Origin of the sequence: Kushneria halocnemicola (assembly GCF_965650455.1) — a bacterium.
Taxonomy (GTDB): Bacteria; Pseudomonadota; Gammaproteobacteria; order Pseudomonadales; family Halomonadaceae; genus Kushneria.
Map to the genome: position 1 here is coordinate 234,698 of NZ_OZ287968.1, position 23,183 is coordinate 257,880.

Annotated in this window: 13 protein-coding genes; all 13 read left to right on the plus strand. The window is 52.2% G+C overall.

Going from position 1 to position 23,183, the window contains the following annotated elements; translation table 11 throughout:
- Positions 1-48 precede the first annotated feature (48 nt).
- The 13 genes from ACS92L_RS01050 to ACS92L_RS01110 all read left to right on the plus strand — a co-directional run bounded on the left by ACS92L_RS01050 (position 49) and on the right by ACS92L_RS01110 (position 23,083).
- Positions 49-2,109 (plus strand): alginate lyase family protein, encoded by a 2,061-nt coding sequence (locus tag ACS92L_RS01050; protein ID WP_438766447.1) that lies wholly within the window; start codon positions 49-51, stop codon positions 2,107-2,109.
- A gap of 17 nt (positions 2,110-2,126) precedes the next feature.
- Positions 2,127-3,695, plus strand: a complete 1,569-nt coding sequence (locus tag ACS92L_RS01055; RefSeq protein WP_438766449.1) for a hypothetical protein — start codon at positions 2,127-2,129, stop codon at positions 3,693-3,695.
- Between the two features lie 4 nt (positions 3,696-3,699).
- Positions 3,700-5,931: an alginate lyase family protein gene (locus tag ACS92L_RS01060; RefSeq protein WP_438766451.1), complete on the plus strand. Its 2,232-nt coding sequence runs from the start codon at positions 3,700-3,702 to the stop codon at positions 5,929-5,931.
- Positions 5,932-6,127: 196 nt separating this feature from the next.
- Positions 6,128-8,245, plus strand: coding sequence for an alginate lyase family protein (locus tag ACS92L_RS01065; protein ID WP_438766452.1), 2,118 nt, complete (start codon positions 6,128-6,130; stop codon positions 8,243-8,245).
- Positions 8,246-8,267: 22 nt separating this feature from the next.
- A complete protein-coding gene (locus ACS92L_RS01070) occupies positions 8,268-10,049 on the plus strand; it encodes a hypothetical protein (RefSeq protein ID WP_438766453.1) in 1,782 nt (593 codons plus the stop codon).
- Positions 10,046-10,480: an oligosaccharide biosynthesis protein Alg14 gene (locus ACS92L_RS01075; protein ID WP_438766454.1), complete on the plus strand. Its 435-nt coding sequence runs from the start codon at positions 10,046-10,048 to the stop codon at positions 10,478-10,480. Before ACS92L_RS01070 ends, ACS92L_RS01075 begins: the two co-directional genes overlap by 4 nt.
- Positions 10,481-10,524: 44 nt before the next feature.
- Positions 10,525-10,995, plus strand: coding sequence for a glycosyltransferase (locus tag ACS92L_RS01080; protein ID WP_438766455.1), 471 nt, complete (start codon positions 10,525-10,527; stop codon positions 10,993-10,995).
- A gap of 76 nt (positions 10,996-11,071) precedes the next feature.
- Positions 11,072-12,430, plus strand: a complete 1,359-nt coding sequence (locus tag ACS92L_RS01085) for an undecaprenyl-phosphate glucose phosphotransferase (protein ID WP_438766456.1) — start codon at positions 11,072-11,074, stop codon at positions 12,428-12,430.
- 163 nt (positions 12,431-12,593) lie between these two features.
- Positions 12,594-15,587: a glycosyltransferase gene (locus tag ACS92L_RS01090; RefSeq protein WP_438766457.1), complete on the plus strand. Its 2,994-nt coding sequence runs from the start codon at positions 12,594-12,596 to the stop codon at positions 15,585-15,587.
- A gap of 282 nt (positions 15,588-15,869) precedes the next feature.
- Positions 15,870-17,504, plus strand: a complete 1,635-nt coding sequence (locus ACS92L_RS01095; protein WP_438766458.1) for a hypothetical protein — start codon at positions 15,870-15,872, stop codon at positions 17,502-17,504.
- Positions 17,505-18,130: 626 nt separating this feature from the next.
- The gene (locus ACS92L_RS01100; protein WP_438766459.1) at positions 18,131-19,969 is read left to right on the plus strand and encodes a type I secretion system permease/ATPase; all 1,839 of its coding nucleotides are present in this window, start codon (positions 18,131-18,133) and stop codon (positions 19,967-19,969) included.
- A 45-nt stretch (positions 19,970-20,014) separates the two neighbouring features.
- Positions 20,015-21,391, plus strand: coding sequence for an HlyD family type I secretion periplasmic adaptor subunit (locus tag ACS92L_RS01105; RefSeq protein WP_438766460.1), 1,377 nt, complete (start codon positions 20,015-20,017; stop codon positions 21,389-21,391).
- 48 nt (positions 21,392-21,439) lie between these two features.
- Positions 21,440-23,083 carry a TolC family outer membrane protein gene (locus tag ACS92L_RS01110; RefSeq protein WP_438766461.1) on the plus strand — a complete coding sequence of 548 codons (1,644 nt, stop codon included), beginning with the start codon at positions 21,440-21,442 and terminating at the stop codon, positions 23,081-23,083.
- Positions 23,084-23,183: the final 100 nt, after the last annotated feature.

The window sequence follows — 23,183 nt, forward strand, 5'->3', positions numbered from 1 at the left end:
CCAGCAGGCGACATCGATCCAGACATCACGATAAGGAAAGAAAACTCTATGCTCTCCGCCGAGAAAGCTATCTATCTTGATTTATGTTCCGGCCTGTCTGTCGGCCATCAATGGCTGGACAAGCATGCCTCGTCAGCTCCGCAAGGACCTGTACCCGAGACAGTACTGCTCGAAGGAAAGCATCTGGTTGAGCTGGCAAATCTTTATAAGGACGGCGATCAAAATGCGCTTCAGGTTGTTGAGGGGCTGGTTGAAAAAGCAACCGATATTCTTGAGCAACCAGTAACCAGTGTTATACAAAAAAGCGGTGACATGGCAAAGGAGCACCGGCACGACTATTGTAGCCTGGCTAAATACTGGTGGCCCGATATGCAAAGCGAAGACGGTCTTCCATATGTACGCAGGGACGGTGAGGTCAATCCCGAATGTTACAGTGAACGGTTTGATAACGAACGACTCGTGTTCATGGTTGAATCGTTACAGGTGTTGTCACTGACTGCCTATCTGACAGGGGATACTGTTTGGGCAGAACGTGCTCTGGAGCAGTTAAAAACCTGGTTCATTGATCCGGCAACCTGTCAAACGCCGCATTTTCAATATGCTCAGGTTGTACCGGGTAACGACGCTGTACGCTCTGCAGGACTCATTGAATCCCGCCACCTGATTTATGTTACTGAAGCCGTTTATCTGCTCGAGTCTATTCAAGCACTGCCGGAGACTGTATCTCATGAGTTGAGGTGTTGGTTCAAAAAGCTGCTCGAATGGATGCGCACCAGTCAAAATGGGCGTGCTGCGGATCACGCCAAAAACAACATTGCCTATTGGTACGATCTGCAGTGTCTGGCTTTTGCGTGGTTCGTAAAGGATCAATCACTGGCAGAACACATTGTCCTTAACCGGGTACAGACACGTGCTGTTGACCAGATTGAACCTGATGGTTCACTACCGCTGGAAATGAAGCGTGCCAATCCACTCGATTATGTCGTATTTACGTTGGCTGCCATGTCACAGCTGTCCCGCTATGGCGACCGGCTTGGTATTCCAGTCTGGCAGCAAACAGATGCTGATGGCCGTAGCTTTCAAGTAGCGCATGACTGGCTTTTGCAGCAAACAAGGGTTCGAGAAGGGCAAAAGGCAGCTCAATATTTATATTCAGGCAAAAACAATAACCCCTCTTCGCAAATTGACGATTTGATACTGCAGATGGCGATAAATCATCATTTGGCAGAATCTCGAAAGATAATGCTCGAGGAGAGGAATCGCTGGCGTGACATTAATGTCAGTCGTATCAATGAGCTGGAAAAATCGCTGGAAGAAAGCGATAAATATATAAAGAAGACAGAGCGTCTCTTGCAAAAAAGAGAGCAACAGCTTGAGCAGAAGGGAAAAGGTTTGGAAGATTCAGTAAGTAAGCAGGGAAATGCGCATGTAGGCTGGCTTGAAAAAGAAGTTGTCCGTACGCGTGATGATCGAATTCAAGAGTTGCAGAATCAGATCAAGGAAAAAAATGAACAACAAAAAATAGACGAAAAACAGCAAAAAATGCTGGATCAGCTGCAAAAGCATAAAGAAAAGCTGGTGGCTGTAGAAGCCCGGTTTAAAGAAACCAAACAGCAATTCGATATTTCTATCAGGGAAAAAGAAAAGCAAGTAAAAGAAAGCAGTGATGCGGTTTCCAGAATTGACGGCGAAAATTTAAATTTAAAAAATATCAATAAACAGCTCGAAGAAAAAAATAAAAGCCTTATTAATGCCAATGCTCAGTTCAAGGAAAATGAAAAAAAGTTCAATGAACTTTTGAAGAGCAATGAAAAAGAACTTGAAATTCTGGTAAAGAATTACCAGAAAAACAGTGTTCAGAGCGATAGTAAAAAACTTAATGATCAGCTAAAAAAAATACAGCAAGAGCATAAAAAAGAAATTCGGAGCTGCCAGCGCAAAAACAACGATTTACAGGAAAAGCTGGATCAGCAAAAAAAGCGAGCCGATTATTTCAAGGATCGTAGTGATAAAGTTTTAAAAAGCCGTTCCTGGCGTCTCACCGGGTTACTGCGCAAGATAGCAAGCCCGATGAGCCGTGGAGGATCGTCTACGGAAAAAAAGAAATAACCCGACACCGAAGCCTTATGAATAAGGCTTCTGTTCGGGGTACCAAAGAAAAATATTTATCGATCAAAAAAGAATCTACCCAAGATGCGTCGTTCATAGTCGAGGGAAACAGTGCACTCGATAATGTTAATAAAAAAATACGCCTGTACAGTATGCTGGATCAAGGCCTGATGTCGTCAGATCAGGAAATTGACAAAGAACGACTGGTTTCAATGCTGAGGCAAGAAAAAGGCCAAGGAAGAATTGAAACAATATGGGTAGTGGGGCATTTTTCCAATCGAAACGTTCGAGACGGAGTTATTGACTGTTTATCGCATTATAAAGTCGATTGGATCGAAAATGAAAGCTGCATAAACAGTGGGTTTTTTGATGAAAACGGGTTGTTCATACCTGATCAAAAAATGGTGATGTCACTTGCTGCTTATGCTAGTAATCTTGTCGATAAGGTAATGATTTGGCCATGGTATTGCGCTCTGCCGGCCAATGCCGAACAATCCTTGCTATTAGACCTGGATCGCGCGAGCGATGCCGGTTACTACGAAACAATGTTGCGTGATGGCTGTGAAAACCCTGAATCTTTTGGTGAGGCAGGGTTGGTGTGGAGTCAAAAAACACTGCCTGTGTTTTTTAAAAATCAAATAGATAGTGTCGAAAAGTATCAGTCATGGTTGAAAAATCAAAACAACAGTTCTCGAGCAGGTTGGGCTTTAAACGTTACAACATCTGATGCCTCAAGGTTATATCAAACCCAAAACAAACATGGCGAGCCACCCGCTATGCATTTCGGTATTTGCCTGCGCGCACGCGCTTGCACGCACAACTGGGTGCTAACCTGCCAAAATCTGGAGCGAACGCTTTACAACCTGTCTCGTCAACGTTCCCACGACTTTCGTGTATGGCTTGCTGTGCATGAAAAACCTGAAATAAATACGTTTGGTCTGGATGTCGAATTTGTCGTGGTTGATTTTAAGCCCCCAATAAATTCTGATGGCACATTTGGTAATGATAAGCGGCGCAAGAGAAATGCCATCGGAGATGCTCTGAACAAATATGTAACAAGTGGTTTTTATTATATGCAGCTTGATGCTGATGACCTGATCGACATTTCACTTGTCCAGTGTGTCAGAGATGACAACAATAGAAAGGGCTATCTGATAGAGAAGGGCTATGTTTTTGACTATGCCAATAATATAGCTGCTCGATGTAATGAGTTTTCTGCTCCGTTCTGGCATCAGTGCGGTTCGTGTGCAGTACTTTATTTCGAGCCTGAAGATTTGGTACGTGGCAATTCAGAAGAAAGCTACTTTGAGCAACAAAGATTTCATGATTCCTTTTTTGAAATTTCCCAGAAACACGGCAGATTGATGACACGCTGGGCTGATGAAATGGCACTTTATCTGGTAAACCATGGTGAAAACCACTGGTCAAGCTATAGACACGAAGGTCGAGCGGGGCGCGCCAGCAGCAAAAGCAATTTTGCACATCGTCATCAAATCAAGACGCCCCCTGAGGAACATGGTCTGTTCCTGCGTTACCCAGAGCTCGTGGAATGTCAGTATCAGAACAATGCCGTAGCAGGAGAATAACACCATGAATAACGATTCAAGCGATCGGCAGCCGCCATCCTGGCAACAGCTATTAAAAGAAAAGGACAAACATGCTCAACAGCTTGAGCAGCATTTAAATGACAAAATGATTTTTAAATGGTTTGAACGATTTGATCAACAGTATAGTCATTTTGAAGAGACACTGAAGGCTCAAGAGCAAAGCCTGCAAGCGCTTGAAGATGGGATAGTTAAAGCCAATCGACGCTTTGAACGTCGTTCGACCGCAGTGTCAATGATGGAATGTGAAACGCAACAGTCAGATGTTTCAGGCCGCCGATATCAGAATAGCAGCCCGGATAGCGAGACAAATGATTTCGTTCTTTTTCGTATCATCGGCAATGATCTTTATCCGCGTCACAAAAAAGGTCAGTCAAGAGAAAATTTAAGATTTATTCTCGAAAAGGAACAGCCTCTTGAAAACTGCATTCGATATTGGCTCGTTAATAGAATTGTCGATGCTGATGAAGAGCAACAAATTCTGTCGCTGCTTGAAGAGTTTGATCAACAATGGGTCCGGATCCCTTTTAATACAAAGGAATATCAAAATATTGGCCTAGATATGTCGTGTTTACCCGAATCCGGGTATCTGGCCAGTCGGGAATTTATGGCTTTGGATGACGAAAAAAGAAATCGGGTCATGACTGCCATGTATCGCCATAAAAACAACTACGTTATGAATAACAACGGGGCGCGAAACAAGGCTCTAAAAGAAGGAAAGAAACTCGCGAAGTGGGTTCTGCCATGGGATGGAAATTGTTTTTTGACGCCACGTGCCTGGCGTCGTATCAGGGAAGACATATTGGAAAAACCCTGGCTACAATACTTTGTCGTTCCCATGACACGTGTTCAAAATAATGACCAGCTAATTAATGATAATTTCCAGCCGGATGCGGTAGAAGAACCACAAATAGTATTTAGACACGACAGTAGTAATCTTTTCGACGAGTCATTTTGCTATGGAAGGCGTCCAAAGGTTGAGCTTTTCTGGCGTTTGGGTGTGCCCGGAAAATGGGATCACTGGCGTGATGAGCCATGGGACCGCCCGCGTTCGACGCCCGGGCCCAATGCTGGCCAATATGGGCTGGCAGGTTGGGTTGCAAGGCTGTCATCCGGCATGCTTGAACTCGAGCAGCATAATAATATCAGTGTCAAAGAGCGCTTTAAAGCTCGTCAGAACGCCATTATTGAAACCCTGCATCTTATGGACAGGAAAGTAAGTGATGATACGGTGTCATGGTCGGCACCTTCGATCGATATAAAAAATCTTGTTGATAAAAGAGAGCTTTATCACTCCGGTAGTGATTCATTTGTTATATACGAAATAGAAAAGCTTTTGGAAGATGCAAACAGTATCATTGAAAAGCAGCGCTCTTCCGACTATTTAACGAATGAAAGCAGTTTTTTCAATTATTCAATGATTTTGGCACTGGCCTGGTTTTTTAATGGCGATCATCGTCATGCTGTAATGTCGGCCAGACTATTCAGGCGCTTCTTTTTTTGCTGTACGGCGACTACGGATACCATCGCTGAAACCGATGAAACTGTCCGGATCGAAATGGAAAAACTGCTGCCGGCTCATTTTATGGGTAATGCCTGGTGCTATCCGGATGTCATGGCGCTTCTGGAAAGAGCCGGCGTGTTGAGTGGCACAGAAATTTCGATTTTCAAGAGCAGCCTGCGCCAATATCTTGTCTGGTTGCAAGAATCCGAAACCGGCAAAAATTATTGTGCTGCGACCAACGAGCTTGGAACATGTGTTGATTTGCAGATCGCTGCCATTGCGTCATATACAGATGACAAAATGGAGATGAAACAGGCTTTACTGAGGTCGCTATGCCGGTTTAATACGCAATTTGCATCAGATGGCTCTATTCCGGCTCTTCTTGGAGACCGCAATAGCCGAACTCGATGCCGTCGTAACCTTCAGGCATGGATCAATCTTTTTAGACTGGCCGGCCGCTCGAATCCGGAATTTGTCAATCATGTTTCAACGAAAGGGATAACCCTGCAAACGGCCTTATTGTCGTTTTTATCCTTCGATGCGAAAAGCTGGCCCTATACACAGCATGAAAGTTTCGATGAGCAATGCTTGCAGCCATTATATGCCTTTGTTGGCCACAGCGATGATGCAAACGAAACTCATGTTGCCCGAGAACCAAAAGCAACATTTCCCGAGTCACATGGCATCCGTCCTTACTGGTATTTAGAGATATAATGTCAGCAGAGTCTCGAAATTACGAGATACAAACAGGGATAGCGGATGAATTCAAATGAACCATTATGCAAGCAGAATCAAGGGAATTGTCAGGCGCAGAGCTGCCAGATGGTACAAGCGTTTCTTTCATTCCTTTGTAAGTACCAAACCATCTGATCGTGGCAGAGTACCTGTCATATCGGAGCCTTCCCGAAAAATGAGGGATGATAGCTTACAGATATTGTCTGAAGCTTCGTTTGTACTTTATCGCATTATCGGCAACGACCTTGAGCCTCGTCATGCTCGAGGTCAGTCGAGAGACAATTTACGATTCATTCTTGAAAATGAACCCGAACTCGAAGGCTGCAAAAAGCGCTGGGTCGTTAACCGCATTGTTAATCCTGAGGAACACGCGGCCATTCTGGCACTGCTTGAGCAGTATAATCAGCATTATATCGATCTGCCTTTTGATCGTGATGAATATGTCCAGACGGGGTGGGATTTTGAAGGGCTTCCCTTTGCCGGGTTTACCTATTCAGAAGACGCCCAGCGATTGAATGCCGCCGAAAGGGATCGATTGGTCATGCGGCTGTATCGTCACAAGAACAATTACGTGATGCACAACAACGCGGCACGTAACGTGGCCCTTGAGGACGGCCGACAAAGCGCAGACTGGATACTGCCCTGGGATGGCAACTGCTTTGTAACAAACGCGGCATGGGCAGAGATTCGCTCGAGCGTGCTGGCTACACCACACTGGCGCTATCAGGTCGTACCGATGGCACGCATTACCGATAATCAGCAGCTTGTTGATGAGACCTTTCGGCCCGAGGCCAACGAAGAACCGCAACTGATCTTTCGCCGGGACGCTGCAGAGCGTTTTGATGAAGCACACCCTTACGGTCGCCGGCCCAAGGTAGAACTTTTCTGGCGTTTGGGAATATCGGGTAAATGGGACCAATGGGCTATCGAGCCCTGGGATCTGCCATGCCCGCCCTATGCAGAAGAGGCCGGTCATTTTGGTTATGCCGGTTGGGTAGCACGACTCAATTCGGGCAAGGCGCATCTCGAGACGGACCCCGGGAAAGGGCTGGTAGATCGTGGTGTTGCAAGAATCGAAGCGGTCAGAGGAATGCTGGATCATCTCGATGCGCAGTATATGCCAATGCGCCGTAACGATGGTGCCCTGCTGTTTTACGCAGACAGTGACTTGTCCAGCCCTCTGGTATCAAATTGGCAGACGATGCTCGCCAAAGAGGCTGAAAGTGCTCTTGAGCGGGGGCCCTACTCGGTTATTGATAAAACCACGTTACCGCCCAGTGGCGATATCAACGATTATTGGCACCCGGCACCGTATTACTGGCCCAACCCGATCCTGCCAAAATGGTTGCCCTACATGCCACGTGATGGGGTCCGTGTGCCCGGCACGGTGCTTTATGCGCCGGAAAGCGACCAGTATGACCGGACCCGACTACAGCGTCTGTTCGATGACGTTACAACCTGTGCTCTGGCCTGGAAGCATGTTGGAGGTCAGCGTTTTGCAGAGCATGGCGCGATGTTGATACGTACTTGGTTTTGTGATCCTCAAACAAGGATGAATCCTCATCTGAACTATGCCCAGGTTCGACAGGGCCACAATCGCAACCGAGGAAGCAAATCCGGCATTATCGAGATGAAGGATATCTATTTTCTTTTGGATGCCATTCGCTTGCTGGAACGTGCCGATACACTTGATGAGACCGCCCGCACTGAACTGAGAAGATGGCTGAAGGCATATCTTCACTGGCTCCAGACCAGTGCGCAGGGCAGGGCTGAAAGTCGCTCGGGTAATAATCACGGCACCTATTATGACCTTCAGATCGCGGCCATTGCGTCATTTCTGGAAGACTACGCACTGGTTTCGACTACCCTGCGTACCAGTCAGGAGCGCATTCTTCAGCAGTTTGCGGTAGATGGCTCACAGCCGGAGGAGCTCAAGCGAACGACCAGCGCTCATTATTGCTGTTTCAATCTGCAGGGCTGGGTGCATCTGGCACTGCTGGCCGAGCGTCATGGTCAGGATCTCTGGTCTTTCCATGATGAAAGCGGGCGTGGCCTGAGAAAAGGATTCGAGTGGCTGCTGGCTTATCAGGATCAGCCCTGGCCCTGGCAACAGATCAACGCTTTTGATGTCCAACGTTTTCAGCCGCTACGGGCGGCCTGGCAGTATGCCTATGCCGAATCGAGCCTGTTGCCTCAAACATCGGATGTCCATGTCGCTGACCGGTTGTTTCACCCTCATGATGGTATCCGGCCCTGGTGGTTTCTGGGGCAAGAAAGAACAGGTAAATCCTAATATTGAACAATCATGAGTTGACATGAATCTGTTGAAGCAGACCGGGCGACATCTGCAATGGTTTTCCAGCGTATGGCGTCGTCTTTTATCACAGACACCCGTTGCAGCCCCGGCTACCTCCCTGTTGCTTCTGACCTCGCAGCTGGCACAGATGGTGGCCTTTTTGCTGCCGCTCAAGGTTATTCTTTTGCTGGGCGGCAACGGCATTCCACGATACTTTCGCGGTTTTGTCACACCTGAAACGCGGGATCTCTGGATCGTTTTGCTGTGTATTGGCGCCATTGCGCTTTACGGCCTTTCGCAGCTGATGGACTGGCTGGCCGAAAAACAGAGTCGCCGTGGCTCACGCATCGTGCTTGATAACGCACGCAAGATTGCACTGTTCAGCGATCAGGGTGAGGGTGTCAGTGAACATTATCGCCGTGTGTGCGGGGTTGTCGCTGATGGGGCAACCGTTATTGTAGGGATGGGGGCAGGGCTTTTTCTATTTCCTACCCTTTTTGGTTTTCTTCTTGTGATCATGATGCTGATGTATGTCGCGACAGCGGCTGTCATCGGTCTTCCCAATGAAGCCACGGCCGATAAAATCGAGCGCTGGATTGCGAGCAACAGCGGTGGCTTTCTGCGCACTCTCGGCTCGATAGGATTTTTGTCCGGTTTTTTGTGTCTGGTGGCCGAGTTTTATCGGCTCGACAATCTCAATCTGTTGATCGGCATTATCAGCCTGATTTTGAGTCGCCGCCTTTTTCAGTCAGCCACGGGGTTTGTCAGCGGACAGCTGCGTCTGGCCGAGAAGCGTGAACGTGTTGATGCGCTTTTTTTTCGAGAAAAACAGCTACTTGCAACGGAAAGCCGGGACGGCCAGCGTTTCTGGCAGCTGTTTACACCGGAGGTTCGAGTGTTGCGCAGCGCAGGATGGTTATCTCACGCACTGAATCAACAAGCACTCAACCTTCAATCGTACTGGCGTGATAGCGGTCAGGGCGGTGTTATCCTTTTTGACCTGTTTTTCGACAAAGAAGAAAAATCCCACCGAGTGTTGGAAAAGATTTATTTCCCTAAACAGCAGGCGCAAGCGGGGCATGAAGCGTATCTACTATCAAGAATGGATACTCAGGCCCTCAATGCTCCGCGCTTGATCGATAATCATGTGTTTGAAACCTTCGCCTGTGTTCATCTAGCTCATCCGGGAGGGGCTCCGATCGCACGCAAGCATTGGCGTAACGTACATTCAGAGCTGATTCTGAAATCGTGGTGCTACGTGCCCTCTGAAGAAATCGTGGACGTGTATCTGCGCTCTCAGCCGCCCCTGTGGAGTCGAGCAGGCAGTAGAATGTTCGAGCGATTACACCTGGCGATAGACGGCGACAAGCAGCGCCGGCTGCTGGCTGTATTTCTGGAGCATCTTGAAGAGATGCAGGAAAGACTGCGACGGCTCCCCCTGTTTATCCACAATCCTGAAATGAACGATAGAAACGTATTACTCGACGATACAGGCCAGCCCTGCATTATCGCGTGGGGCAAATGGGAACTGGAACCCATCGGCGTTGGTGCTACTGCAGACCAGCTTCGTGCTGCACGCAAGGGGGAACTGCTGGCGCAATTAAAAACATATCGACGCGTTGATGAAAGTTGCCAGGATCGGGATCTGCTGCTGGCCTGCGGCATGCACGAGCTTGAAAGGATCATCGGGCGTCAGCAGTATCAACGTGCCCTTCAACACATGGCACAGATAATGAAGGAAGCATTCCCCGATAAAAGCGAGTCGGCCGGCAATGTCATCGAAAAGGGGCATCCGGCATGAAAATTCTGTATGTCGCCTCTTTCGGTGGGCATCTGGCACAAATGGAGCGCATCGCAGAATACCTTGTTGTCGAGGAAGTTACCTGGGTAACCACGCGTCTTACCCGCGATGCCCCTGGGCGGCATGTGATTACCGATTTCAACAAGACGAACTTTTGGCGCGGTGGGCAATGCGTCATCGATATTATTGGTATCATTCGACGAAAGCCATTTGATGTCGTGATCAGCACAGGGGCCGCACCCGGCCTGCTCTTTTTACTCCTGTCGCGTCTGATCGGTCGTAGAACCATCTGGATCGACAGCGTGGCCAATTGCCGCCGTCTGTCGCTGTCAGGGCGCCTGGCGTCACTTTTTTGTCATGTGACGTTGAGCCAGTGGCCACAAGTGGCCAATACTCATCGCCGCGTGCGATATCTCGGGAGCGTTCTTTGATACTTCTGACGGCTGGCGCCCAGCTTCCCTTTGAGCGCATGAGCATGCTGGCACTGCGCTGCGCCGAAGCGCTACCGGATGAAAATGTGCTGTATCAGGCTGGGCCCGGGGGTAGTGCCTTTTTTGGTAAAAAGAAATTGCCGGGCAATCTACGTGTTGAAGAGTTCATTGAGCCCGAGCAATATCAGCGTATCGTGAAAGACGCCAGATGTGTCATCACCCATGCAGGGATGGGAAATCTCTTGTCTCTGCTGGAGCAGGACGTTCCCTTTCTGGTGTTGCCACGGCTGTTGCAATACGGTGAGCATCGAAACGACCATCAGCTCGATACGGCCAGGGCGATGCAGGAGCGATCGGGTATCGAGTTTTACTCCAACAGCGACAGCCTGCTGGATCAACTTTTGACGAAACTTCATTGGGTAGCAGACAGTCGTCAACATCGAGACGACATGCTCAAGCGACGTCAGGCCTTTGCCGAAGAACTGCAGGATGTCCTGCTGACGCTGACCCGGTAAGCCTGCGTCGCTGCGATCCTTCCTTTTCGCCGTACAGCTATATAATTCGCTTAATTCTCGGGAGTGGCCCTTTTTCGTGAGTCAGAGAAATCTGCTGCTTTTATTGATTTCGATGCTGGATATCGGATCGCTGATACTGTCCGCCACGGTGGTCTATTATTATCGCTTTGATACGCTCGATATTCATGAGCGATATCAATGGGCTATCCAGATCATCGCCATCATGATCGTTCTGGTAAGCGTTTTGATCGACGCTTACGGTAACTGGCGCATCAAACGGCTAAGCCGCATTCTGGCAGACCAGATCATTATCTGGTCTGTCACAGCCATCGCTTCTGCCTCGATCATCTATTTCATTCATGCGGCCGAGCGTTATTCCCGCCTCTGGCTTGCCCTGACACTGTTGCTCTCCTTCGTGCTGGCAGCGGTCGGTCGTATCCTGCTTCGCATGGTAATGGCGCGTTTCAGGGTGAGAGGGCGCAATCGCTGTCGCGTATTTCTGATCGGGCCGGGCAATACGCTGCTTAACGTGACTCGCCATATGAGAAGAGAGCAGGGGGCGGGTTTTTCGGTCTGTGGTGTGCATCGTCTTAACAACGAACCTGACGGCCATCAGTTGAACTCGATTGCAAGGCGGGTGCTGGCAGCGGGTGCTCGTGAGGTGTGGATATGCATGCCGCTTAATATGGGTAATGCCGTCAAGGACATCATGCATACGCTGCGCCATCAGACGGTGGAAATCCGGTTTTTTCCCGAGTTTTCCGATCTGCCGATTCTCAATCACAAGGTCAGCGAAGTGGTCGGGCTTTATGCCATCGATCTCAGTGTCAGCCCCATGACGGGGCAGTCACGTTTTATCAAGCGCCTTGAAGACATCATTCTGGGAAGCCTGATTGCAGCCCTGGTGCTTCCCTTTTGTCTCATGATTGCCGTGGCGATCAAATGCTCTTCAAAGGGTCCGGTACTTTTCAAGCAGTACCGTACCGGTATCAACGGCAAGCGCTTCAAGGTCTACAAGTTTCGGTCCATGAAGCTTCAGTACGGCAACAGTGGCTGCCGTCAGGCAACGCGTGATGATCCGCGCTTTACGCGCATTGGTGCCTTTTTGCGCAGAACATCACTGGATGAGCTGCCCCAGTTTTACAACGTGCTTCAGGGCAGGATGTCCATTGTAGGGCCAAGGCCCCATGCGCTGTCCCATAACGAATATTATAAAGAGCTCGTGGAATCCTATATGCAGCGTCACAAGGTCAAGCCTGGTATTACCGGCTGGGCTCAGGTCAGCGGTTATAGAGGTGAAACGGATACCGTAGAGAAGATGCAAAAGCGGGTGCAATACGATCTCTGGTATCTGGAAAACTGGTCATTGGGCCTTGATCTAAAAATCATTTTTCTGACCGCCATCAAGGGTTTTTTTGGCAAAAACGTTTACTGATATCGAGAGCGCGTAACATGCCATATTGGTTTGCTGCCATGATGGCGGTCAGTATGTACCTGAAGAAAGCCTGACATGATGCAGGTCCAATGTCAGGGCGCCAATTACCCGATAATCAGCAGTACCCATCAAGTACAATCCTGGATCAAACACGGGTGATAGCATGGAAAGGAATCAGGACAAAACGATAGCGGCCATCGAAAACCTGATCGTACAAAGTCGCCAGGCCCGTAGTGAAATGAACACTGCTTCAAAGCGCGATAACACATCCGGAAGTACGGACAAGAAATCCTCTGACAGCCATGACGATGGAAAAGGCAGGGCAGAACTTATCCATCAACGGCTGTTGCGACAGCAAAAGCTTCTCAAGCAGCTCAAAGAGAACATGACCACTGCTTCGGAAAGGCACGACCGGTCCGAACCCGATCGAAGCGACGCCACTCAAGAGTTGCCAATCGAAAAAAAACGGTCATCCCCTGCAGTCAGTGACCAAAACAGCAAGCGCGAGATAAAGGGGCTGCAGCACCGGCTGTCGCGTGCTCAGGAAGAGATTGTTGAACTCAGGCGCAAGCAGCGCAGCATTCTCGCCAGCCGTTCATGGCGGCTGACATCGCCGCTTCGCCAGGCTGCCTTGATAACGGGTGGCAAAAAGCGCCTTCAGAATCAGCGTCAGGCCATTCAGCAGCTTGACGAAAACAGTGCGCCTACCGGTCAGATTTCCATTAAGGCCGAGTCGCGCCAGGAGCTCAAGGAAAAAAAGAAACATGCTCGCAAGCGTGTTACCAATGCGCGCGTGCATCTTTATACGCTTGGTTTTCTGGAACGTGGCCTTCAGGAACTAAAGCTGTTGGCCGAAGACCGTACCAACGCCTTCATGGCACCCTGGGCCGAGTGGGAGCTGGCACTGTGGTATGCATCACACGAAGATGGTGCCAGCAAGAAGCAGGCGCTTGAACATATCAGACATTACAGGAATCACGACTTCGAGCTGTTTAATGAAGCGGCCATTGCTATCGTCGAGTCCGAATGTCTCAACGCCGTGGGTCAGCGTGAGCGCGCCATCTCGCTTTTGGAACGCACTCAGCGCTCCGGCGCAACAGGCGATATTCTTCTGGCGCAGGCCAACCTGCATGAAGGGGAAGACAAGCTTGCAGCCATCAATCGGTGTCTGGCGCTATCGGATATTGAAACCATCCGTTTTGCATCCGACAGCGAGCGTTCGCTTTACGACAGAATTGTGGTCGATAACTGCCCGCCCATTGCCGACCCGAACAGCGAACTGCCCCGCGTTACGGTTATTGTGCCCGTATATAATGCTGAATCTACCGTCTATCAGGCCATGGATTCTCTGCTCCATCAAACCTGGCCCAATCTTGAAGTCATCGTTGCTGATGACTGCAGTACCGATAATACACTTGAAAGGGTCAGGGAATATGAAAGTCGCTTTGAGCGGCTGATTGTGTTGCGCAATGAAGAAAACTCGGGCCCTTATGTGGCGCGCAACAATGCGTTGAAAAGAGCAACCGGTGATCTTGTCACCTGTCATGATGCCGATGACTGGTCGCATCCACGCAAGATCGAGCATCAGGCACGTCACCTGATGGATGCCCCCAGTGTATTTGCCAATACCTCTCAGCAGGCTCGCGCCTTTGAAGATCTCCGGTTCCATCGCCGGGGCAACAAGGGCTTTTTTATACAGTTCAATCTGTCGTCATTGATGTTCAGGCGTCAAATGGCGCTCGACACGCTTGGGTACTGGGACGCTGTGCGCTTTGCTGGAGACTCTGAATACCTTGCACGCATCAAAAAGGCATTCGACCCGGAAGCACTGGTCCATCTGAACACTGGTCCGCTGTCCTTCCAGCGCCAATCGGCCGACTCGCTGACAAGTTCCAAAGGGTCGGGCTACAACGGTTACAAGTACGGTGCGCGAGCGGCCTATGAAGAGTTTCATCGTGCTTATTACGAAAAACCCGTGGATCTTTATGATGATCCCGACAAGACGCAGCGTCATTTCTTCGTGCCCGGTGCCATGCGCCCGCGCAGACCGGAAAACCGTCATTATGATGTAGTGCTGGCGTCCGATTTCAGGCTGTCCGGCGGCACAACATCCTCCAACGCTGAAGAGATCAAGGCCAACCATGCACTGGGCCTGAAAACGGCCATCGTACAGATGTCGTGCTATGGGCTTCGTATCGACCGCCGAATGGAGCCAAAAATTCGTGAGCTGGTTGAAAGCGGTCAGGCTGATCTGATCGTTTATGGTGAAAGCATCAGCTGCGATGCCCTGGTCATTCGCCAGCCCTGGGTGCTGGAGGAGTATCAGGCCTGGCTGCCGGAGATCCGGCCCGGTGCTGTGAGGGTGATCGTCAACCAGCCCCCCAATCGTGACTATGGCAGCGAGAGTGCCACGCTTTATCATATTCCGCGCTGCCGCCAAAACGCCGAGCGCTATTTTGGTACCAGCGGGATCTGGCATCCCATTGGACCGCTGGTGCGGGAAACGCTGCTCAAGCATCACCGCAGCGATCTTTCCGAAATCACCCTGAGCGACCACGACTGGCCCAATATCATTAATATCGACGAATGGCGTCGTACAATGCGCCCTGCAGAGCACTCCCGTATTCGCATTTGCAGGCTATCGCGCGATCACGTCATGAAATGGCCGCATCAGCTTCAGACCCTGACGCGTGTCTATCCCACCAACAAAGAATTTGAAGTGCATGTGATGGGTGGTGCGGAAACCGTAGCGGTCATGATGGGCGGGCAGCTACCGGACAACTGGCATGTGGCCGACTTCGGAGCAGAACATCCGCGTGATTTCTTGGCCCGTTACGATGTTTTTGTCTATTACACCCACCCGGACTGGGTGGAAGCGTTCGGGCGTGTCATCTTTGAAGCCATGGCGACAGGTCTGCCCGTCTTTTTGCCTCACGTCTATCGACCCCTGTTTGGCGAAGCGGCCATTTATGCCGCGCCCGAAGAGCTTCAGCAGCGTGTCAAGGCGCTAATGGCTGACCCGCAGGCCTATGAAAAACAGGTTAACGTTGCGCATGATTATGTGCGTCGAAATTTTGGTTATCAGGCGCATTCCGATCGCATGGAAGAGATCAGACAGCAGCTACCTGATATAGCGGCGGCCGGTGTAGTGACGTGACAGGATGCAGGGTTTCGTCCAGATCATTTCAACAATATGAACGAGCCCTGTCTCCCCGTTAAACGAGCTCAAACAAAAAATGTAATCGGTGAGGAATTTTCGCGGCTTTTGTTCTGCAAAGGGCTTTTTTGTCCGAAGCATGATCGAGGTGTTAACCGCCCGTTTGAAAGGGCGTGAAGATTAACCGCTGGGTATACCGGGCAGCTTCCGTAACGTGCCAGCAGTGTTGAACGAGTAGAAAAGAATCAGTGCCTTTCTGGTTCTGGTATCACAAGAGGCTACATGAGTTCCGATATTTTTGTTTTAACGTCCAAACAGCAGCGTGAAGGTATCTTCTTTTTTTCAGGACTTGCCATATTGGACGATGACCTTGTTCTCGGCCAGTCAGGCGGCGAGAGTTTTATCGGGCAGTATCCTTTCACGGATGTCAGAACGTTTGAAAATGGACGTTTCCTTGTTGCCCGTGAGCTCAAGGGTAAAACGATTATCAAGACAGACTTTTTCTGTCAGGAAAGTATTTTTATCTATCGTGGCCGCCACTACTGGGCTCTTTCCAACTCGCTACTGGCGCTGACCAGACGTTTGTATGATGACGGTATCTCACTGTCCTTTTATAACCCGTCCCTTCTCTCGTTTTTCGTAGGTAATCGCTCACTGTGGGGAGGCCAGCCCTTCACTCTTAATACGATCATTAAGGGCGTCAGTGTGGTTCCGCAGAATTACCATGTGGAAATCGACAGCGACAGTAAACTGGATATTGTAGCGTCGAAGCGACAGCCACTGGAGGTCACAAGCGATAATTATCGAGAGGCGCTGGAAAGCTTTATTGCCAAAAGCCGAAGCATTATTTCCACTCTTGGCGACAACGGCTATCGTTTTAATCTTGGCATTAGCGGCGGCATGGACAGCAGAATGAATCTGGCGTTGTTTATACCCTGCTACGGCGAGCGGGATATCGTCAGATTTCAGACCAACCAGAACAAGATGGAAGATCTGGTCGTGGTCGAACAGCTTCAGGAAAAATGTGATTTCTCACTACAGGGCTTCAACAGGGATCTCACGCTGGCGTCCGGTGCGACAGCCTACAAAAACTGGCAGTTTGGCACCATGGGCAACTACCTGCCCATCAACCTCCCCCTTGCAAAGGACGCCACGGGAAGTGTTGGTGCCATACATGGTGGCAGCTTTCGCGGGTCGATGTATCGTTCCAGAAAACCGGCCGAAAGAGCGGCCATCCTTGAAGAAAAATTCAACGCCGAAAATCTTGCAAAAAGCTTTTCACGAGAATTTCTGTCTTCTTTTAGCGCCATGGGCGTGAGCGTCGATGACGCCAGTGCCATGGATGTTCATTACACCAATACGCGATCGCGTTTTCATACCGGTATCAGCTGGTTCAGGAGTCTCGATCGATCGATTTTTGCTCCGCAGCTTTCGACGGACTATTTCGATATTTTCGAATCACTCAATGAACAGGAAAAGGCCAACGACAAACTGATACACGACGTCCTGAGTATTACCGCGCCGACCCTGCTCGATGTCCCCTTTGATGAGCCCGACAAAGGGTTTCATGGTTTGCGTTCGGAAACAAAGCCATCGCTTCAAGGTATTTCCGGACTTCACGAAAAAACCATGACCTTTCATGGTGAACAAGCGCTCGAGAACAAAAACCCTGCAAAGGGAAGAACGTTGCCTGAGCTGGAAACGGAGTTCAAAAGCTTCATTCGTCGGGATGTCGATTACTATCATGGCAAGGCCTTGCAGTCTCCCTCTCCCATGATTAGAACGCTCGCTGAGGAGGCAAAAGAACAAACGACGCACAACATTTCGCTGGCGAAAAGCCAGTCTGCTTCCCTTTTGATCGCATTGGGCCGTTTTTCAGAACTGGTGGGCGAGTTTCCCATGCCCGAGCAGGGTTAGCAGGCCGGCGCCATGACCCCCTTGCCAAAAGCGGTTGCATAACGCCCTGCTCCTGAAGTTGGCACCAATTTGTCATGAATTGCTGCCGGGCATAGCCCACTGAAATACCCTGGTTTCACAACATTGTGGTACTGAACCTGCCACGCTTGATCTGCCTTATGTGTAGTGGCGCTGACGCTGTGCCCGCGTACTGAATTTTTTCTCACCCCATCGAATGCTTTTCTCGCCGTATTGATCCGCCTGCCGTATTGATCCGCCTGCCGTATTGCTCCCTGCCAGTCTTTGTTGAGCAGCGCTCGCCATGGCGCCGGCGCTTTTATCAACGCGTTTTCAACCATGGCTTCGATAGCAGTCCGGCAGCGATGGACAGGGCAGGGCGATTCGATGCGTGCCTTGCCTGTAATGCCGGTTTCTGACTGCGAGAAAGGTAGTTACCGGAGCCTGTCGGAAGGACCAACATCTGGTTGTAATCTTGGCGCCATACAATAAAAACGGTATCCGATGAATTGAGGGCACAACGATCGTCTTTGGCTTATAAATATCAAATGATGCAATGATTCATAGAGTAAGCATCTGTTAGTATCAATGCGCTTTGACCTGGTCCTTTATAACCACGAGTAATCTCCATGGCGGCAAAAAAAGAACCAACCGATCTTCAGCTGGCGCTGAAGGCGTGTAAACGTTCCTTTGTATCAGCCGGTTTTTTCAGCATGTTTATCAACCTGTTGATGCTGGTGCCCCCTCTATACATGCTTCAGGTGTATGACCGGGTAATCACCACCCGCAGCGCTGATACCCTGCTCATGCTGACGATGATCGTCGTCTTTTTGTTCACGGTCATGGGCGCGCTGGAAATCGTGCGTTCAAGACTTCTTGTACGAGTGGGTAACCGTCTCGATACGCTCATCAGCGACCGACTTTATGGGGCCATGTTTCGAAAGAGTCTGTTATCGCCGGGCAAGCAGTCGGCGCAGCCGCTCAACGATTTGACCAGCCTGCGTCAGTTCTTGACCGGCAACGGTTTGTTCGCTTTCTTCGATGCACCGTGGATTCCCATCTATATCGGCGTTTTGTTTTTGTTCAACGTCTGGTTCGGTGTTTTTGCCACCATCGCCGGTATCATTCTGCTCGGCCTGGCCATTGCCAATGAATATGCCACGCGTGGTCTGCTTGCCGAGGCCAACAACGAACACATCCAGGCCCAGGAGCTGGCCAACTCCAATCTGCGCAATGCCGAGGTCCTGCATGCCATGGGGATTCTGCCCGGGATCCGGGCGCGCTGGGCGAAAAAGCATCGCGAATTCCTGATTCACCAGTCCAGAGCCAGTGACCGCTCCGGAACGCTGTCCAATATCTCCAAGGTGCTGCGTATCCTGTTTCAGTCACTGATTCTGGGCCTTGGGGCATTGCTGGTGCTTGATGGCAGCGTCACGCCAGGCATGATGATTGCCGGCTCCATTCTCATGGGCCGCGCCCTGTCACCCATTGATCAGATGATCGGGGCATGGAAGGGCTTCGTGGGCGCACGCAGTGCCTACTCCCGGCTCCAGACGCTTTTGTCGGAAATTCCCGCCGAAAGCGAGCGCATGTCGCTGCCGGCGCCGGAAGGGCGGGTCAGCATCGAAAACATCGCGGCGGCGCCACCCGGCGCACGTGCCGCCACCATTCGCGGCGTCAACTTCGAGACAGCGAAAGGCGAGCACATCGGTATCATCGGGCCGAGTGCGTCGGGCAAATCCACACTCGCGCGTGTATTGCTTGGGATCTGGCCATCCCAGGTGGGCAAGGTGCGACTCGATGGCGCCGATATTACCCAGTGGAACCGTCACGAGCTGGGCCCGTATCTGGGCTATCTGCCCCAGGACATCGAACTTTTCGACGGCACCATCAGTGAAAACATTGCCCGCTTTGGCGAGGTCGATCCTGAAAAGGTAGTGGAAGCCGCTCAGCGTGCGGGCGTACACGAGATGATTCTGCAACAGCCCAACGGCTACGACACGCTTATCGGCTCCAGCAGCGGCGCCCTGTCCGGCGGTCAGCGCCAGCGCATCGGACTGGCACGGGCGCTCTACGGCAAACCGGTGATGGTCGTGCTCGACGAGCCCAACTCCAATCTTGATGACAGCGGTGAAAAGGCGCTGGCCCAGGCCCTGCACCAGCTCAAGCGTGAGGGAACGACCGTATTCATCATCTCCCATCGCACCAGCATTCTCTCGAGCGTCGACAAGCTCTTGGTATTGAAGGAAGGTCAGGTGAGTCTTTTCGGCTCGCGTGATGAAGTCATCTCCCGTCTCTCGGGCAAGGGTCAGAAACGCTCGGCTCCGCAGGCCGTGGCCTGTGACGGCGCCGGGGCAGCCAAAAAGCCTGCGGCACCTGCACCGACCGCCCCGTCTGATGCAGCGTCACCGCGTCAGCCGCGGGAGACGCCAAGCCCTTCCCAGAGCGAGACTCAATACAATGGCTGACCCGAACGGCACTGTTTTCACCGTATCCTTTCCGGGGGAACAACAATGAGCAGCACGGTTATTCCAGGCAGCGCCTCCGTTGCCGCCGAAGGGCATCACTCGTCCAGCGAATCGAACAGCGCCCGCGAACTCCCCACCTCCGACCGTCGGGTCAAACTGGTCGGCATCATCATTTTGCTGGTGGCCTTCGGCGGGTTCGGTGGTTGGGCACTGCTTGCCAATCTATCGGTCGCGGTCGTGGCCAGCGGCACGGTATCGGTGGAGTCCTTCAAGCGCACCGTTCAGCACCTGGAAGGGGGCATGGTCTCCTCCATCGACGTCGAGGACGGCGATCACGTCGAGCAGGGCGATACCCTGATGGTACTGGACAACACCCAGTCCAAATCCCAGCTCGATATTTCACAGTCCAACTGGTTTATCGCCAGTGCCCAGGAAGTGCGTTTGCTGGCCGAGCAGCGCGGCGCCGATACGCTTGTCTTCCCTGACGAGCTCAAATCGGTCGCCGATGAAAACGAGCGCTTCAGCCAGATTCTGGATGTCCAGCGCAGCCTCTTTTTCTCGCGTCGCAGCTCACTGGAAGGCGAAATCAGTGCGCTCAACGAGCAGATCGAGCAGTTCCAGCAGCAGATTGACGGTCTCAACCAGACCATCAGCATCAACCGCAATCGGATCGGCTCGCTGCGCGAAGAAACGGCGGATTACCAGTCGCTGTTCAAGGAAGGGCTGGGCAACAACCAGCGCATTCGTGAACTGCAGCGCCAGACCATGCAGCTTGAATCCGACACGGCCAACTCAAGGGCACAAATCGCCCAGCTCAAGTCGCAGATCAGCGAAAACCGGGTTCGTATCGAAACGCAGCGTCAGAACTATCAGCAGGAGATCGGCGAGCAGCTGCGCGAGGCGCAGTCCCAGATCTCCGATTCCCGGGAGCGGCTGGTCGCGCTGGGAGATCAGGTAAGGCGTACCGAAATTCTCGCCCCGGTCTCCGGCACCGTGGTCGGTCTTGAAGTCCACACCATCGGCGCCGTCATCGGGGCAGGAGACCCGATCATGAGCATCGTGCCCAGCAACAACGGCTTCATGGTGGAGGCCCGCGTGCCCGCTCAGGATATCGACAACATCTACCCCGGCCAGCACGGCGAGATTCGATTCAGCGCCTTCAATCAGCGTCGCGCACCGATCGTGGATGGGGTCGTTGAGCATGTCTCGGCAGACAGCTTCGAGGACGAAAACACCGGCTCACGCTACTATCGCGCAAGGCTCAGGGTCTCCGAGAAGGGGCGCGAGGAAATGACCGATCAGATGCAGCTGCTTTCCGGCATGCCGGCCGAAGTCATGATCCGTACCGGTGAGAAAACGCTTTTTGCCTATATAGCGCAGCCGGTCACCGACATGCTCAACCGCGCAATGCGACAGGACTAGGCCCGTATGTGTCAGCATGTTCATAAAAGGCGCCTATCGCGCAACGCCATGGCCATCCTGCTGCTGACTGCGGCCCCCTGGGCGGCCGGTATCAGCCAGGCAGCAGATTTTCTTGAACGCACCAACACCGTCAGCGGTGCGGCGCCCGCCAAGGCGCCGATTGCCAGAACCAGTGTGAGCAGCCACCTGTCCCGGCCCGAACCCGGTGCCCCGGTGGCGCTGCAGACGGCGCCCGGCGTGCCGGCACAGGGCATGGCACTCGATGGTACCGGCACCCCCCGTGCCGTCGTCCCCTCATTGCCGGGCCTTCTGGAAATGGCGCTGTCCCACGACGCCAACATCAATAGCCAGCGCCTGCAAAGCCGGGCGCGGGCCGAGGACGTGCCCAAGGCGCGTGCCGGCCTGCTGCCGCAGATCGATTTTACCTACGGCTACAGCTACACCGACAGTGACAATATCTACACCGATGGTGATGTCAGCAGCTGTGCCAACAATCCCGAAACCGGTGAGCTGCTGGGCGGAGAGGATTTTGAACGGCGCTGCCGGGGTTACAGTACCGATAATGTCCGCCAGATCCAGCTGAGCCAGCCACTGTTTTCCATGGAGCGCATTCGTCAGCTTCAACGTGCCGGCGAACAGCGTGAAGCCGCCGAGCTGCAGCTGGCGGTCGCCGAGCGTGATCTGGTGCTCAATACGGCAGAAGCCTACATGAACGCGTTTTACACCTCGCGTCAGGTCGATCTGCTCCAGGGCAAGCGGGAAGCGCTGGATCTGCAGCTCAAACAGGCGCAGCGCGCCTTTGATCTGGGCATTGGCGATCGCATTGACCTGCTGGCGGCCCGCTCGCGTCATGATCAGTCAGGCGCTGATATCGCCTCGGCCGAAAACGACTACAACGATGCCCTGTCGCGGCTTGAAAGGCTGACCGGCGTCTCACCGGACTTTGCGCAGTTTTCGCTCAACGAGCTGACCGATATTGAATTTGCCCGCCCCCCGGCGCTGCAGACCCTGGAGCCGGATATCGCACAGAATGTCGAAGTGCAGCTCGCCCTTCAGCAGCTGGAAGTGGCGCGGGCCGACCACGATGTGCGCCGGTCAGCCTACTACCCCGAAGTCTCGCTCAACCTTTCCTGGATGAACCGCAACAGCGACGACCCCTACCGCGAAAGCGAGGACAAGCGCGCCGGCGTGCAGGCCAGCATGAACCTCTTCCGAGGCGGCTATACGTCCGCGGATGTCCGCCAGGGGGATCTGTTGCGCCAGGCCGGACAGGCCGATGTGGACAACGCCAGGCGTCAGGCCATCGAAGAGCTGCGCCAGCGCCATCGCGGTATCGACGGGGATATCACCCGGCTGGAGGCGCTGGCGCAATCGATTCGCTCCAGCGAGCTGTATCTCGAAGCCGCCGATCGGGGCGCGGCATTGGGGCTGCGCGATCTGGTCGACGTACTCGATGCGCGCGCCGATCTTTACGATCAGCGTATCGCCTATGTCGACGCCTTCCGGCGGCTGGTGCTTGATCGTCTCAGTCTGCTCAGTGCCACGGGTCGCCTTGGCAGCACCAGCCTGACCGACACCATGGGACTGATCGGAGAGCTGGTCGCGCCGCCGCGCAGTGAATCGGACCTGCCGGTCGCTGCTCGCCAGGTCGATGATGCGCTTGAGGAAGTGGCCGCAGGCGATACGGGCTGAGCCGCTCGTGTCCGATACGTCGTGACCCCGGCGTATGCCGGCGCATCCATGGCATCATCAAAAACGCCGCAGCCCTCGGGCTGCGGCGTTTTTGATGGCC

Bases quoted from the DNA above. Each gene is read 5' to 3' on its own strand.
- ACS92L_RS01060 (WP_438766451.1), top strand. From the start codon at position 3,700: ATGAATAACGATTCAAGCGATCGGCAGCCGCCATCCTGGCAACAGCTA.
- ACS92L_RS01090 (WP_438766457.1), top strand. From the start codon at position 12,594: ATGGAAAGGAATCAGGACAAAACGATAGCGGCCATCGAAAACCTGATC.
- ACS92L_RS01105 (WP_438766460.1), top strand. From the start codon at position 20,015: ATGAGCAGCACGGTTATTCCAGGCAGCGCCTCCGTTGCCGCCGAAGGG.
- ACS92L_RS01080 (WP_438766455.1), top strand. From the start codon at position 10,525: ATGCTGGCACTGCGCTGCGCCGAAGCGCTACCGGATGAAAATGTGCTG.
- ACS92L_RS01070 (WP_438766453.1), top strand. From the start codon at position 8,268: ATGAATCTGTTGAAGCAGACCGGGCGACATCTGCAATGGTTTTCCAGC.
- ACS92L_RS01095 (WP_438766458.1), top strand. From the start codon at position 15,870: ATGAGTTCCGATATTTTTGTTTTAACGTCCAAACAGCAGCGTGAAGGT.
- ACS92L_RS01100 (WP_438766459.1), top strand. From the start codon at position 18,131: ATGGCGGCAAAAAAAGAACCAACCGATCTTCAGCTGGCGCTGAAGGCG.
- ACS92L_RS01065 (WP_438766452.1), top strand. From the start codon at position 6,128: ATGAGGGATGATAGCTTACAGATATTGTCTGAAGCTTCGTTTGTACTT.
- ACS92L_RS01075 (WP_438766454.1), top strand. From the start codon at position 10,046: ATGAAAATTCTGTATGTCGCCTCTTTCGGTGGGCATCTGGCACAAATG.
- ACS92L_RS01055 (WP_438766449.1), top strand. From the start codon at position 2,127: ATGAATAAGGCTTCTGTTCGGGGTACCAAAGAAAAATATTTATCGATC.
- ACS92L_RS01110 (WP_438766461.1), top strand. From the start codon at position 21,440: ATGGCCATCCTGCTGCTGACTGCGGCCCCCTGGGCGGCCGGTATCAGC.
- ACS92L_RS01050 (WP_438766447.1), top strand. From the start codon at position 49: ATGCTCTCCGCCGAGAAAGCTATCTATCTTGATTTATGTTCCGGCCTG.